This window comes from Edwardsiella sp. EA181011, assembly GCF_000800725.1.
Classification (GTDB): Bacteria; Pseudomonadota; Gammaproteobacteria; order Enterobacterales; family Enterobacteriaceae; genus Edwardsiella; species Edwardsiella anguillarum.
Genome location: NZ_CP011364.1, coordinates 2238496 through 2251926 on the forward strand (window position 1 = coordinate 2238496; position 13431 = coordinate 2251926).

A 13431-nucleotide genomic window follows, 5' to 3' on the forward strand; every position below is an offset into this window, starting at 1 on the left:
ATGTACTACGGTTTCGATCTCGGCGGCAGTAAGCTGGCGCTGGGAGTGTATGATGAGAGTCTGAATCGGGTCGGCTACCGGCGCGTGACGACGCCGCGCGAGGATTACGCCGCGCTGCTGACGGCGCTGGAGACGCTGATCCACGAGGCCGATCGCCGCTGCGGCACATGCGGCCACATCGGGATCGGCATTCCCGGCCTGCAGCGTCCGGACGGCACCCTGTTTTGCGCTAATGTGCCGGCGGCGATGGATCGCCCGCTGGCCCGGGATCTGGCGGCGCGGGTTGGCCGCGAGGTGCGGGTAGAGAACGATGCCAACTGTTTTACCCTGTCCGAGGCGTGGGACAGCGCGGCGCAGCCCTACCCCAGCGTGCTGGGGATCATTTTGGGCACCGGCGTCGGCGGCGGTCTGGCGATCGATGGGCGGGTGTACCGCGGCGCCAACGGCGTCGCCGGCGAGTTTGGCCATCTGCGCCTACCGCTGGATGCGCTCGATCTACTGGGCGCCGATACGCCGCGCCTGGCCTGCGGCTGCGGTCAGCGCGGCTGTATGGAGAATTACATCTCGGGGCGCGGATTTGCCTGGCTGTACCACCATGTCTACGGCGAGGCGCTGACGGCGCCGCAGATCGTGGTCCGCTACCGGGAAGGCGACGCCCGGGCGCAGGACCACGTCGCACGCTTCGCTGAGGTGCTGGCCATCTGTCTGGCCAATCTGTTCACCGTCCTCGATCCCCATCTGGTGGTGATCGGCGGCGGATTGTCTAACTTTAGCGAGCTGTTTGCCCTGCTGGAAACGCGAATTTCGCGTTACCTGCTGCGCGTCGCCCGGGTGCCGCCGATCATTGCGGCCCGCTATGGGGACGACGGCGGCACGCGCGGCGCCGCTTTTTTACATCTGAGCGACACCCGCTGTATGGCCCGTACGGCGGCATGCGCGGATAAGGAGCCATCATAATGAAAACGCGTCATCGTATTTGTCGCATCAGGAAAAACAAACGGCTACGCCACCAGCGTCTGCGCTCTCTGGTCTATTATCAGGATATCGTCTGGGGACACGTCGCGGAGGCCGATAGGGGGGAGACCATGAAGCTGCCTTTCATCGTGGTACTGACGGGGGCCGGCGTATCGGCGGAGTCCGGGATCCGGACCTTCCGCGCGGCCGATGGCCTGTGGGAGGAGCACCGGGTGGAGGATGTGGCCACGCCGGAGGGGTATCAGCGCGATCCTGCGCTGGTGCAGGCGTTCTATAACGATCGCCGCCGCCAGCTACAGCAGCCGGCGATCCAGCCCAACGCGGCGCATCTGGCGCTGGCTCGTCTGGAGCAGGCGCTGGGCGACCGTTTTTTGCTGGTCACCCAGAATATCGATAACCTGCACGAACGCGCCGGGAGCCAGCGGGTGATCCATATGCACGGCGAGCTGCTCAAGGTGCGCTGTACCCAGTCGGGGCAGGTGGTGAAGTGGCTGGGCGATCTGAGCGTGGACGACCGCTGTCACTGCTGCCAGATCCCGGCGCCGCTGCGTCCGCACGTGGTGTGGTTCGGCGAGATGCCGATCGGGATGGATGAGATCTACCAGGCGCTGCAGCAGGCCGATGAGTTTATCGCCATCGGCACCTCGGGCCACGTCTATCCCGCCGCCGGGTTTGTCCATGAGGCGCGCCTGTGCGGCGCTCATACGGTGGAGCTGAATCTGGAGCCGAGCCAGGTGGAGAGCGAGTTCGATGAGCGACACTACGGCCCGGCCAGCCAGGTGGTGCCGCAGTATCTGCAACAGCTGCTGATCCGCTGCGGTTTTCCCTCCGACGGGCAGTAATGTCCGCGCCCGCCGCGCTGCGCTGACGTCAGGGGCGGCCGACGGCCGCCCCGTTTACGGCGTGACTTACGCGCGCGTTCAGTCCTGAAAGAACCAGTACCCGCTGTTGATAAGCCCGGTCAGGGCGGTTAGGAAGGCGGGATCGTCCAGCGCACTGCCCAGCGCGGCGGCGTTCAGGCAGGTATGGCGCGCCAGCGTATCGAGCGCGGCGGCGTTTTCGCAGTCGAGGGGCTCCCCGTTGATGTAGCAGCGTTCCGCGATACGCAGTACCCGAATCCCCCCAGACGCTCCAGCATCTCGCCGGCCTGCAGCAGCTCATAGACCTCGCCGGCCTGGTAGGGCGGTTCCGGCGGAGCGATGTCCAGTTCGTGGCGAGACTGGCTGATGAACTCGCCGAACCAGCGCTGGAAGCTGTCGCCGTCGTTGAGCTGGGCCACCATCATGGCGCGCAGAGCCTCCAGCTCCTGCGGCAGGATCTCCGCCGGATTGTCGCGCTGCGCCAGCCGCGGATCGGCATAGTGGTTGCCGCCGAGATCGTGGGCCAGCATGTGGTCGGCAAAGCCGCTGATCAGCTCACGGGCGTTGGGCGCCCGGAATCCCACCGAGTAGTTCAGGGCGTTCTCCAGCGCATAGCCCTCATGGGGGAAGTGGGGTGGAATATACAGAATATCGCCCGGGGACAGCTCGACGTCGATGATGGCGTCAAAGGGATCGACCTGCAGCAGATCCGGGTGCGGGCAGTGCTGCCGGCGCTGCCCTTTCTCGCCGACGCGCCAGCGCCGCCGCCCGCTGCCCTGGATGATAAAGACATCATACTGGTCGATATGGGGGCCGACGCCGCCGCCGGGGACCGAGAAGGAGATCATCAGATCGTCAAGGCGCCAGTCCGGCAGGCGCCGAAACGGCCGCATCAGCGCCGCCGCCGGCGTATGCCAGTGGTCGACGGCCTGCACCAGCAGCGACCAGTTGGTCTCGCCCAGGTGATCGTAGCTGGTAAACGGGCCGTGGGACACCTGCCACTGCCCATCGTCGCGGCAGACCAGGCGGCTATCCACCTCTTGCTCCATCGCCAGCCCGGCCAGCTCATCCGGTGAGAGCGGATCGATGAAGTTTTTGAAACCGTGCCGGATAACCAGCGGGCGTTTTTGCCAATAGTTTTGCAGAAAGTCCTGCCAGTCGAGATCGAGCTGATAATCCATGGTGAGTGTCCTGTGATGGTGGTGGGCACAGAGGTCGCAGGTGCTCCGCCGCGGCAGGACTCCGGGGTCACATCGCGCGGCGGGACACAGCCTAGTATAACGGATGACGCGGGGCGATCCGCCGGGCTAAGGGGAATATTGTGCGGCCGGTGGCCGATTTAATCGCAATCCGGGTGCTGCTGGCCAAAGCGTACGCAGATGCGCGCGCCGCCCAGCGGGCTGTCGCCGACGGTGATGCTGCCGTCGTACTGATTGACCAGCTCGTCCACCAGGGCCAGCCCTAGCCCCTGGCCGGGGCGTAGGGTGTCGGCGCGCTGGCCGCGGGCGAACACCAGCTCGCGTTTGTCGCGCGGAATGCCGGGGCCGTCGTCGTCGACCCACAGCATCAGACCGTCGCCGTGCAGGCAGGCGCTGACCTCCACAAACTCCAGGCAGTATTTGCAGGCGTTATCCAGCAGGTTCCCCATCACCTCCATCAGATCGTTCTTTTCGCCGATAAAGGTGAGCTCCGGCGGGATATCCAGCGAGATATCCACCCCCTTGCGCTGATAGACCTTGTTCAACGCCGAGGTCAGGGCGTCGAGGATCGCCGATACCGAGTGCACCTCGCGGTTGAGCACGCTGTGCTCCGAATGGGCGCTGGCGCGGTGCAGGTAGTAGCCGATCTGCTGGGAGATACGGCTGATCTGCTCCAGCATGATCGGTTCTGCCTGTTCGACGTTCAGCGCCTTGCCGTTGCGCAGGGAGCGCAGGGTACTTTGTAGCACCGCCAGCGGGGTCTTCAGGCTGTGGGTCAGATCGGCGAGGGTGGTGCGGTAGCGGGTATAGCGCTGGCGCTCGTTGCTCAGCAGGATGTTCAGGTTGCGCACCAGCCCGCGCAGCTCATGGGGCGGGTTTTCGCTGAGGCTATCGCGCTGTCCCTTCTCCAGCTCGCGCACCTGGGTGGCCAGGGCCTTGATCGGCTGCAGGCTCCAGTAGGCGGCGAGCCACAGCAGGGGGATCACCAGCAGCACGTTGGCGATCAACACATAGCTGAACCAGCCCCAGACCATGTCGGAGTTTTGCAGCTCTTGGGGAATGGTATCGACCACCACGATGGTCAGCGCCGGCAGGTGCTCGGTGGCGGCATACTGGCTGACGGCGACGGAGTGGGTCATGGCGTCGGCGCTGTCGTCGTCGTAGTCGTAGTCCTTCAGCTGATCCTGCATCTGCGGGTTGTCGCCGAGCACGGTGCTACTGAAATGCTTGTTGCTGTCGATTTCATAAAAGCCCGGCTTCTCCAGCCAGCTGCGCTCAATGCGTTTTTCCAGCGCCGGCACCTGGCGCTGGGACCAGAGCAGACGTCCTTCGCGGTCGTAAATCATCACCAGCGTCGGGGTATTCAGCGCCATATTGGGCGGCGGGGTGATGGTTAGGCGCCCATCTTGCCAGTGGGCCAGGCTAAAAAACAGGTTGCTCTCGCCGCGCAGCAGGCGATAGGTGGTTTTGTCAAAGCTGACGGCGTAGCCAACCACCGCCACCAGGCCATAGGCCAGCGAGAGCAGGAACACCATCGCGGCAGTGGCCAGCATAAAGCGGGTGCGCAGCGAGAAGGGGCGGGTCTTCCATGCCCGCCAGCGCTGCAACATCATGCCGGCACGTCGAAGCGGTAGCCCTGACCGCGTACGGTGGTGATGACATCGCCTGGGTATTCATTCTGCAGCTTTTTACGCAGGCGCCCCATCAGTACGTCGATGGTATGGCTTTCGCGCAGTTCGGCGTCGGGATAGAGCTGCAGCATCAGGGCATCTTTGCTGACCACCTTGCCGCTGTTGCGGATCAGGGTCTCCATGATGGTGTACTCGAAAGCGGTGAGCTTGATCAGCGTCTCGTTGACCCGCAGCTCGCGGCGCGAGAGATCCGCCTGGAAAGGGGGCATGCTAATGATCTGCGAGGCCAGACCGCTGTTGCGGCGCATCAGGGCTTGCATGCGCGCCAGCACCTCCTCCAAGTGGAAGGGTTTGGTGACATAGTCATCGGCGCCCGCCTCCAGCACCGCGACCTTTTCCTGCCAGCTTTCCCGGGCGGTGAGCACCAGAATGGGCAGGGTGATCTGCTCGCTGCGCCAGCGGCGGATCATGCTCATGCCGTCTTCCCCCGGCAGGCCGAGGTCGACGATCGCGATATCAGGGCTCTGTTCACGGACAAAAAAGTCCGCCTCTTTGGCGTTTTCTGCGGCATCGACCTGGTGGCCCAGCTCGCGCATCTGTACCGACAGGTGATGGCGCAGCAGATTGTTGTCTTCGACGACTAAGATACGCATGTATAGATTCTTTCACTCCCGAATCGGGTTACCGGCCGTTCGCCGGATCCACTGTTTCACCCTAGCGGAAAGTCTGTGCAGCGTCCACGCAAATGATGCCGAGATCTACTCTCCCTAGGCCGCGGCGGGCCGCCGTAGCGTACCCTCCGTCGGCTAACCATAAACACCGCAGCGTCAACGGTAGGTAAACTGAAGGAGAGGCAGGGGCGATAGTGGACATTTGAGTGATGGAATAATGCGATCGGGGGCGGCGGGGATCGCTGCCGTAGACTGTCTGTTGTGGTGTCATTAAGGTACTATGTGGCGCCGCGGCAGCGTCGCCGTCGGACAGAGAGAGAGGAAGGTATGACATTATCCGCCGCACAGGCAACCGCACAAACCACGGGCGAAGCGGAGATCGAGCAGCGCATTCTCGGCGCGCTGTACGGGCAGATGCTGGGTGATGCGCTGGGGATGCCGTCGGAGCTGTGGCCGCGTGAGCGCGTGCGCCGTCACTTTGGCTGGATAGATCGCTTTCTGGACGGGCCGCAGGAGAACTGCGCCGCCTGCTATTTTGGCGCCGGACAGTATACCGATGATACCGCGATGGCGCTGGCGCTGGCCGATGCGCTGCTGGAAGCGGAGGGCGAGGTCGTCCCGGAGCTGATCGCGCGCAATATCATGGCCTGGGCGCAGGGGTTCGGTGCCTTTGAGCGCAATATTCTTGGCCCCAGCTCCCGCCGCGCGCTTAGCGCGCAGCAGGAGGGAGTGGCCATTGCCGATCTGGAGAACAACGGGGTGACCAACGGCGCCGCCATGCGGGTCTCCCCGCTGGGCTGTCTGCTGCCGTCGGCGCCGCTGCCGGTGTTTGTCGAGCAGGTATGGCAGGCCTCCAGCCCCACCCACAAGTCGGATATCGCAGTCGCTGGCGCCACCGTGATCGCCTGGGCCGTCTCCCGTGCCATCGAGGGGGCCGATTGGGCGACAATCCGCCTGGCGCTGCCGGGCGTTGCCGACTATGCCCAGCGCTATCGTCCATCGACCTTCAGCCCTTCGCTGGCGGCGCGGATCGAGCTGGCGCTGTCGCTGACGGCGGCGGCGGCGGGCTATGAACAGGGCAGCGAGCGGGTGTATCAGCTGATCGGCGCCGGGGTTGACACCGTTGAGTCGGTGCCGGCGGCGATCGCCATGGTCGACCTGGCCGGCGGGTGCCCCAATCGCTGCGCCGAGCTGTGCGCCAACCTGGGCGGTGATACCGACACCATCGGGGCGATGGCGACGGCGATCTGCGGGGCGCTGTCCGGGGTTCAGGGGATCCGCGCCGACTGGCTGGCGACGCTGCGCCAGGTGAATCCGCGCGATATGGGACACTACAGCGCCGGGCTGCTGCGCCTGCGTCAGCGGCGCTGCGCGGGCTGATCCGCGCCGTCACCGTCAAGGGCGGGCCGTCGCGGCGGATGGCCCCGCCGCTTACTCCTCCGCCGTGTATTCGTACATGTCCCCGCGGCAGTAGTTAATGCTGTACTCCAGGGGCCGCCGGGCGCGATCGCTGAGCACCTGGCGGATCACCAGCATGGCGGTCGGTGCGCCGATCCCCAGTTTTTGCTGCAGCGAGGGGTCGGCCAGACAGGCGCCGATTTGGCTGGAGAGGCGGCCGAACTGAATCTGCCGCGCGCGCAGGTAGTCGTACAGCGATTCGCCGATCGCCTGACAGTCATCAATAGCCTCGCGTATCACGTAGGAGATGGCGACGGAGAGCGCCTGACCGTCCACGGTGCGAATGCGCTCCAGGCGGTAGACCGGGGTGTCGATCGCGATGTCCAGCTTGTCGGCGATGGTCGCCGAGGCGGGCACCAGCTCGCGCGACAGCCAGCGGGTTCCGGGCTGTCGTCCCTGCATGGCGACCTCGCCGGAGAAGCCCTTGATGTTAGCCAGCGAGTAGGCCAGCGAGGACATGGGCACCTGCTTGATCTGGGTGCCAAAGCCGCGTCCGCGACCAATGATGTCATCCTGCTCGAGGCAGGCCAGCGCCTTGCGTACCGTGATGCGTGAAATTTTCAGGGCATCGGTAAAGGCGCGCTCGCTGGGCAGAAAGTCGCCCGGCTGCAGCATGCCCTGGGCGATGGCCTGGCGGATGGATTCGTTAAAGCGCAGATAGATCGGCATTGAGCCGCTTTGCGCGAGATCGTCACGCAGCTTGTGTAGCAGTGGGGTTGGGTCGGCACTCATAGCGTTCAGGGTCCGGAGATGGTCTCAATGATAAGCAATATTGTAGGATCTCAGTGTAGTCGCTGACGGGGCGCGGCAGAAGCAAAAAGTCGGCGCAGTGTGACCGCGGGCGCGTGGAGGAGTACGGCGACGCCACCCGCGTAGACGGGTGGCGTAATTTCATACAGTTCAGCGTGTTACTTTAATTTATCGACCAATGCCGCCGCCGCGCCGATATACGCGGCCGGGGTCATGGCCTTCAGGCGCACCTTCTCCTCTTCCGGCAGCGCCAGGCCGTCGATAAAGCGCTGCATCCCGGCGGCGTCGACCCGCTTACCGCGGGTCAGCTCCTTGAGCTTCTCATAGGGCTTTTCGATGCCGTAGCGGCGCATCACCGTCTGCACCGGCTCGGCCAGCAGTTCCCAGTTATGATCCAGCTCGTCCAGCAGGTGATCCTGATTGACCTCCAGCTTACTCAGCCCCTTGAGGGTCGAGGCGTAGGCGATCAGGGCGTAGCCGAGGCCGACCCCCAGGTTGCGCAGGACGGTGGAGTCGGTTAGATCGCGCTGCCAGCGCGATACCGGAAGCTTGGACGCTAGATGCCCCAGCAGGGCGTTGGAGAGGCCCAGATTGCCTTCGGAGTTTTCAAAGTCGATCGGGTTGACCTTGTGCGGCATGGTCGAGGAGCCGATTTCGCCAGCGATGGTTCTCTGCTTGAAGTGATTGAGTGCGATATAGCCCCATACGTCGCGGTCGAAGTCGAGCAGAATGGTGTTAAAGCGGGCGACGCAGTCAAACAGCTCGGCGATATAGTCGTGCGGCTCGATCTGGGTAGTGTAGGGGTTCCACTGGATCCCCAGCGAGGTGACAAAACTTTCGCTGAAGGCGTGCCAGTCGATCTGCGGGTAGGCGGCTAGATGGGCGTTATAGTTGCCGACGGCGCCGTTGATTTTGCCCAGGATCTCAACCTGCGTCAGCTGACGGAACTGACGCTCCAGACGGTAGGCGACGTTGGCGAACTCTTTGCCGACGGTCGAGGGGGTGGCCGGCTGACCATGAGTGCGCGCCATCAGCGGAATATCGCGGTAGCGCTGCGCCAGATCGCGCAGGGTATCGATCAGCTGGCGCCAGACCGGCTTAAGCACCTCTTCACGCGCGCTGTTCAGCATCAGGGCATGGGAGAGGTTGTTGATATCCTCAGAGGTGCAGGCGAAGTGGATAAACTCAGAGACCGCGTGCAGCGCAGGCTGGTCGGCCACTTTTTCTTTCAGGAAGTACTCGACCGCCTTCACGTCGTGATTGGTGGTACGCTCGATGGTTTTGATGCGGCGGGCATCCTCTTCGCTGAATTGGTCGACGATCCGGTCAAGGAAAGCGTTTGCGTCCGCGTCAAAAGCGGGAACTTCGCCGATTTCTGCGCAGGCGGCCAGTTTTTGCAGCCAACGCACTTCTACCTGGACGCGAAACTTCAGCAGACCGAACTCACTAAAGATCGGCCGCAGGGCACTGACTTTATCGCCGTAGCGGCCGTCGATCGGGGATACGGCGGTCAGGGAGGATAATTCCATCGGTAGCAACTCCTGGGATTGGGAAAGGTTAACTGTGGGTCAATAAATTCTGCGCCATCTGGAACAGGCGGTTACGGGAGAACATCAGCTGCAGCCGGCTGCCGCCGACCTGCTGCCACAGGATCCCGGCGCGGATCCCCGCCAGCAGCGCAGCGCGCACTCGCGCCTGCACCAGGGCATTTTGCAGCACGGCGGGAGAGCCGGTGACCTGAATCCGCGGCCCCAGCGGGCTGATCACATCCACATAGATGGCGGCCAGCGCGCTGACGATGGTATCGGACTCCAGATCGAAGTGCGCCAGCTGGCGATCGAGCTCGCCGATACGCTCTGAGAGGGTGCACAGGGCCTGCGGGTTGCCGAACAGCTTGCGCTCCAGCAGCATCAGGCTGAGGCAGTAGCGGGTCAGCTCTGCGCCCGGCCCCTGGCGGTTGGCGTTCAGGACGTTGAGCAGGGTCTCCAGACCCGGCTTCAGTACGCGCTCATGGTCGCCGAAGACGGCCAGGGTGCTCGGCGGATCGGTTTGAAGAATACTGTTCAGCGAGGTACGCAGCGCGGTGTTGTCGCATTGCCCTTCATGGGCCAGCTGCTGAACCAGACGCGCTGACTGACAGATGCCGGCCAGCGCCAGAGTGATGTCATAGTAATTCTTCGCCACGTGGACTCCTGTTTGCGGGCAGCGAAACACTGGCGCCGCGGCACCGGTGTCAGATTCTGACGCACGATCATGCCATAAACGCGGCGTTAAACCTAGCGGCACGGGCGATTGGCGCGGGTAACTGGCGCACATCTGCGCAAACGATGGCGCCTACGCCGTGCGTCAGGCGCACTCAACGCGGTTTTTACCGCGGCGCTTGGCGCGGTATAGGGCGCCGTCGGCCCGCGCGATGGCCTGCTGCAGGCTGTCTCGACCGTCGAAATAGCTGAGGCCGAAGGAGGCGGTCGCCCGGATTTGCTGGTCATGGCAAAGGTAGATGGGGGTACTGCAGATAGCCTGACGGATTTGCTCGCAGCGCGCGTTGGCCCGCTCGAGCGTCTTCCCGGGAAATAGGATGACGAACTCCTCTCCGCCGAAGCGGGCCATGTAGTCCCGGGACTGCAGGGTCTGCGAGGCGATGGCGGCGACGGCGGTCAAGACCCGGTCACCGCACAGATGGCCATAGCGATCGTTGATTTGCTTAAAGTTATCGATGTCGATCATGGCGATGCAGCAGGCGCTGCGGCTGTGCTCCAGGCGCAGGATCTGCTGCTGGAGCCCCTGGCGATTATTGGTCTGGGTCAGCTGGTCGCGCAGGGCCGACTCGCTCAGGGTGAAATAGGCGCTGATGCTGCGCTGCTTGAGTGCCAGGGTCTGGTAGCAGACCAGCAGGCAGAAGTAGGTGATGGTCTGATGCAGCAGCACGTCCAGCAGATAGATGCGCTGGGTCACGTAGGGGATAACGATCAGCAGGCGGAACAGCGTCACCAGCGAAATGCACAGGATAAAGGTGCGCAGGGTATTGTGCCGCCACACGCGCGCCATCAGCACCGGCGCCAGCATCATGCCGATAAACAGGTTGTCGAGGACAAAGCCGCCGGTGGTGACAAAGTTGAGCAGCCAGGCCGTCAGGCCGGCGCACCAGCCGCCGAAGAAGGTCACCAGCAGCATGGGAACGATTTCAAAGGTGTAGTGGATCTGCGCGGTAAAGTACATCTTGCTGCCGGTCAGATACCAGGAGAGCAGGCCGGCGACGATCCCCCACAGAATACGACCGGAGAGCGGCGATGCGGGCCCCAGGGCCCCCTGTTTACTCAGCGCGAAATAGCTCACGGAGAGCGTGGCGTAGGTAACGCAGGCGTTGATATACAGAACGTCGAGGGATTGCAGCGGGCTCATCAGGACTACGGGCGCAAAATTAAGATTTTTCTTAGTCTATCACAGGGAGGCGAGCGACCGAAAAGCGCGGGCGGAATCGTCACTGGGGGAATGTAAAGCCAGCCAGACAGCGGAAGAGACCCGCGCACCGGTGGGGCGCGCGGGGAGCGCTGGCGCGATCAGTCGAGCAGGCGGGTTTCGATGATCCCACCGCCCAGGCAGACCTCATCCTGGTAGAACACCGCGGATTGCCCCGGCGTGACGGCGGCGACGGGCTGGTCGAAGCGCACCTCAATGCGGTCATCGGCGAGCGGGGTAATCCGACAGGGGATGTCGGCCTGACGGTAGCGGGTTTTTACCGTGCAGCGCAGCGGCGCGTCGAGGGGACGACGATCGACCCAGTGCAGCTGCTGGGCGATCAGGCCGTTGGAGAACAGGCGCGGGTGGTCATGGCCCTGCGCGACCACCAGGACGTTGTTGTCCAGATCCTTGTCCACCACGTACCACGGATCTTCGCTGCCCTCTTTGGTACCGCCGATGCCGAGCCCCTTACGCTGTCCCAGGGTGTGGTACATCAGCCCCTGATGCTCGCCGATCGTCTCGCCGTCCACGGTGACGATCTTGCCCGGCTGCGCCGGCAGATAGCGGCCCAGAAACTCACGGAACTTCCGTTCGCCGATAAAGCAGATGCCGGTAGAGTCCTTTTTCTTGGCGGTGGCCAGATCCAGCTGGGCGGCGATGCGCCGCACCTCGGGCTTCTCCAGCTCGCCTACCGGGAACAGGCTCTGCGCGACCTGCTGGTGGCTGAGGGTGTACAGGAAGTAGCTCTGATCCTTGTTGGTATCGACGCCGCGCAGCAGCTGGGTGGTGCCGTTGATGTCGCGGCGGCGCACATAGTGGCCGGTGGCAATGTAGTTGGCGCCCAGATCTTCGGCGGCGAACTCCAGAAACGCCTTAAACTTGATCTCCTTGTTGCACAGAATATCCGGATTGGGCGTGCGCCCGGCGCGGTACTCCTGCAGGAACAGCTCAAAGACATTGTCCCAGTATTCGGCGGCGAAGTTAACGGTATGCAGCTCGATGCCCAGCCTATCGCAGACGGCCTGGGCATCGGCTAGATCGGTAGCCGCTGAACAGTATTCGTCGCTATCGTCCTCTTCCCAGTTCTTCATGAACAGGCCAGCAACCTGATATCCCTGTTGTTGTAATAGGTAGGCGGATACGGAGGAATCGACGCCGCCGGACATTCCGACGATCACTTTTTTCTGGCTGTTATCTGACATGAGACTCTCGCAGTCTGAGTGGAACATAAACGAAGCCGCATTTTATCACGTTGCCCACGCGCGCGCATCGCCTCTCCGGTGCCCCGTTCGCCTCAGGGTAGGGTGGGGTAGGCGCACAGCAGGGTCAGCGGGTAGCGCGCGCCTCGCTGGTAACAGCGCAGGCTTTCCGCCACCAGGGGGGAGCGCAGCTGCGTGGCGCGAAGGATTTGCGCCGCGTCTAGCCACAGGCAGCGATCGATATCGTCGTCGTGGGGGAGTGCGTTGACCATGCGCGGCAGATCGATGGCGAAGGTAAAACGCAGAAACGGCGTGGCGTCTGGCGCCACCCACTGAAAGATCTGTAGCAGATGCTGCGGATCGGCGCGGAGGCCGCTCTCCTCCCAGAGTTCGCGGGACGCCGCCTGCAGCAGGGTCTCCCCGGCCTCTAGGTGGCCGGCGGGCTGGTTCCAGCGCGGCTGGCCGTCAATGGTCTCTTCCACGATTAAAAAACGCCCTTCGGCCTGAACTACGCAGGCCACGGTCACATGGGGTTTGAGCACGGTAATGCCTCCGCTGCGGCGCTGTGGCCAGAGGCCATCAGGGCCAGTCGATCAGGCGCCATTCCCCCGGCGCTAGATCCTGTAGGGTAAGAGAGCCCATACTATAGCGGATCAGGCGCAGCGTAGGGTAACCGATATGGGCCGTCATGCGGCGGACCTGGCGGTTACGCCCCTCATACAGGGTGATTTTAAGCCAGCTGGTCGGGATATTCTTGCGTTCGCGGATCGGTGGGTTGCGCGGCCAGAGCCACTCCGGCTGCGTGACGCACTCGGCCAGGGCGGGCAGGGTCGGGCCATCCTTCAGCGTCAGCCCTTGGCAAAAGCGCTGCAGATCCGCCTCGCTAGGTTCACCCTCGACCTGCACATAGTAGACCTTGCCGGTGCGCTTGCCGGGCTGGGTTAGCTGCGCCTGCAGTCGACCATCGTTGGTCAGCACTAGCAGCCCCTCGCTGTCGCGATCCAGCCGCCCCGCGGCGTAAACCCCCTGCAGCGGGATATACTCTTTCAGGGTGGCGCGCCCCTGCTCATCGGTAAACTGCGGCAGGACGTCGAAGGGCTTATTAAAAATCACCACCTGACGCGGCGCCGCGGGGCGTTTGGCTATACTGGGACGGCGGGAGGATGACGCCGGGCGCCGAGCGCGGGAAATGGGGGCTGTTTTTGACATTTCTGTGGCCATATAGG

General features: G+C 63.5%; 12 protein-coding genes and 1 pseudogene. 3 read left to right on the forward strand and 10 right to left on the reverse strand.

Going from position 1 to position 13431, the window contains the following annotated elements:
- Positions 1 to 957 carry an N-acetylglucosamine kinase gene (gene nagK, locus QY76_RS09895; protein ID WP_034165480.1) on the forward strand — a complete coding sequence of 319 codons (957 nt, stop codon included), beginning with the start codon at positions 1 to 3 and terminating at the stop codon, positions 955 to 957.
- Positions 957 to 1817: a Sir2 family NAD+-dependent deacetylase gene (gene cobB, locus QY76_RS09900; protein WP_034165478.1), complete on the forward strand. Its 861-nt coding sequence runs from the start codon at positions 957 to 959 to the stop codon at positions 1815 to 1817. Before nagK ends, cobB begins: the two co-directional genes overlap by 1 nt.
- A 78-nt stretch (positions 1818 to 1895) precedes the next feature.
- Here the strand turns inward: cobB and QY76_RS09905 are convergent.
- The 3 genes and pseudogenes from QY76_RS09905 to phoP form a co-directional block, all read right to left on the reverse strand.
- Positions 1896 to 3016 (reverse strand): annotated as a pseudogene (locus QY76_RS09905) (JmjC domain-containing protein).
- 158 nt (positions 3017 to 3174) lie between these two features.
- A complete protein-coding gene (gene phoQ, locus QY76_RS09910) occupies positions 3175 to 4647 on the reverse strand; it encodes a two-component system sensor histidine kinase PhoQ (protein WP_045428044.1) in 1473 nt (490 codons plus the stop codon).
- Positions 4644 to 5318 carry a two-component system response regulator PhoP gene (gene phoP / locus QY76_RS09915; protein WP_034165474.1) on the reverse strand — a complete coding sequence of 225 codons (675 nt, stop codon included), beginning with the start codon at positions 5316 to 5318 and terminating at the stop codon, positions 4644 to 4646. The genes phoQ and phoP overlap by 4 nt, the downstream gene beginning before the upstream one ends.
- 345 nt (positions 5319 to 5663) lie before the next feature.
- Between phoP and QY76_RS09920 the strand changes: the two genes are divergently transcribed.
- Positions 5664 to 6716, forward strand: a complete 1053-nt coding sequence (locus tag QY76_RS09920) for an ADP-ribosylglycohydrolase family protein (RefSeq protein ID WP_034165473.1) — start codon at positions 5664 to 5666, stop codon at positions 6714 to 6716.
- Positions 6717 to 6767: 51 nt separating this feature from the next.
- Here QY76_RS09920 and QY76_RS09925 read toward each other — a convergent pair whose 3' ends face one another.
- The 7 genes from QY76_RS09925 to rluE form a co-directional block, all read right to left on the reverse strand.
- Positions 6768 to 7526 carry a GntR family transcriptional regulator gene (locus QY76_RS09925; protein WP_034165472.1) on the reverse strand — a complete coding sequence of 253 codons (759 nt, stop codon included), beginning with the start codon at positions 7524 to 7526 and terminating at the stop codon, positions 6768 to 6770.
- A 176-nt stretch (positions 7527 to 7702) separates the two neighbouring features.
- Positions 7703 to 9073 (reverse strand): adenylosuccinate lyase, encoded by a 1371-nt coding sequence (purB, locus tag QY76_RS09930; RefSeq protein ID WP_045428041.1) that lies wholly within the window; start codon positions 9071 to 9073, stop codon positions 7703 to 7705.
- Between the two features lie 28 nt (positions 9074 to 9101).
- Positions 9102 to 9728 carry a high frequency lysogenization protein HflD gene (hflD, locus tag QY76_RS09935; protein WP_045428038.1) on the reverse strand — a complete coding sequence of 209 codons (627 nt, stop codon included), beginning with the start codon at positions 9726 to 9728 and terminating at the stop codon, positions 9102 to 9104.
- A 162-nt stretch (positions 9729 to 9890) separates the two neighbouring features.
- Positions 9891 to 10946: a GGDEF domain-containing protein gene (locus QY76_RS09940; RefSeq protein WP_034165469.1), complete on the reverse strand. Its 1056-nt coding sequence runs from the start codon at positions 10944 to 10946 to the stop codon at positions 9891 to 9893.
- Between the two features lie 158 nt (positions 10947 to 11104).
- Positions 11105 to 12208: a tRNA 2-thiouridine(34) synthase MnmA gene (gene mnmA, locus QY76_RS09945; protein WP_045428035.1), complete on the reverse strand. Its 1104-nt coding sequence runs from the start codon at positions 12206 to 12208 to the stop codon at positions 11105 to 11107.
- A gap of 92 nt (positions 12209 to 12300) precedes the next feature.
- Positions 12301 to 12747, reverse strand: a complete 447-nt coding sequence (locus QY76_RS09950) for an NUDIX domain-containing protein (protein ID WP_034165465.1) — start codon at positions 12745 to 12747, stop codon at positions 12301 to 12303.
- A 37-nt stretch (positions 12748 to 12784) separates the two neighbouring features.
- The gene (rluE, locus tag QY76_RS09955) at positions 12785 to 13426 is read right to left on the reverse strand and encodes a 23S rRNA pseudouridine(2457) synthase RluE (RefSeq protein WP_071844156.1); all 642 of its coding nucleotides are present in this window, start codon (positions 13424 to 13426) and stop codon (positions 12785 to 12787) included.
- Positions 13427 to 13431 lie beyond the last annotated feature (5 nt).

Bases quoted from the DNA above. Each gene is read 5' to 3' on its own strand.
- mnmA (WP_045428035.1), bottom strand. From the start codon at position 12,208: ATGTCAGATAACAGCCAGAAAAAAGTGATCGTCGGAATGTCCGGCGGC.
- phoP (WP_034165474.1), bottom strand. From the start codon at position 5,318: ATGCGTATCTTAGTCGTCGAAGACAACAATCTGCTGCGCCATCACCTG.
- QY76_RS09920 (WP_034165473.1), top strand. From the start codon at position 5,664: ATGACATTATCCGCCGCACAGGCAACCGCACAAACCACGGGCGAAGCG.
- cobB (WP_034165478.1), top strand. From the start codon at position 957: ATGAAAACGCGTCATCGTATTTGTCGCATCAGGAAAAACAAACGGCTA.
- QY76_RS09925 (WP_034165472.1), bottom strand. From the start codon at position 7,526: ATGAGTGCCGACCCAACCCCACTGCTACACAAGCTGCGTGACGATCTC.
- nagK (WP_034165480.1), top strand. From the start codon at position 1: ATGTACTACGGTTTCGATCTCGGCGGCAGTAAGCTGGCGCTGGGAGTG.
- QY76_RS09940 (WP_034165469.1), bottom strand. From the start codon at position 10,946: ATGAGCCCGCTGCAATCCCTCGACGTTCTGTATATCAACGCCTGCGTT.
- rluE (WP_071844156.1), bottom strand. From the start codon at position 13,426: ATGGCCACAGAAATGTCAAAAACAGCCCCCATTTCCCGCGCTCGGCGC.
- phoQ (WP_045428044.1), bottom strand. From the start codon at position 4,647: ATGATGTTGCAGCGCTGGCGGGCATGGAAGACCCGCCCCTTCTCGCTG.
- purB (WP_045428041.1), bottom strand. From the start codon at position 9,073: ATGGAATTATCCTCCCTGACCGCCGTATCCCCGATCGACGGCCGCTAC.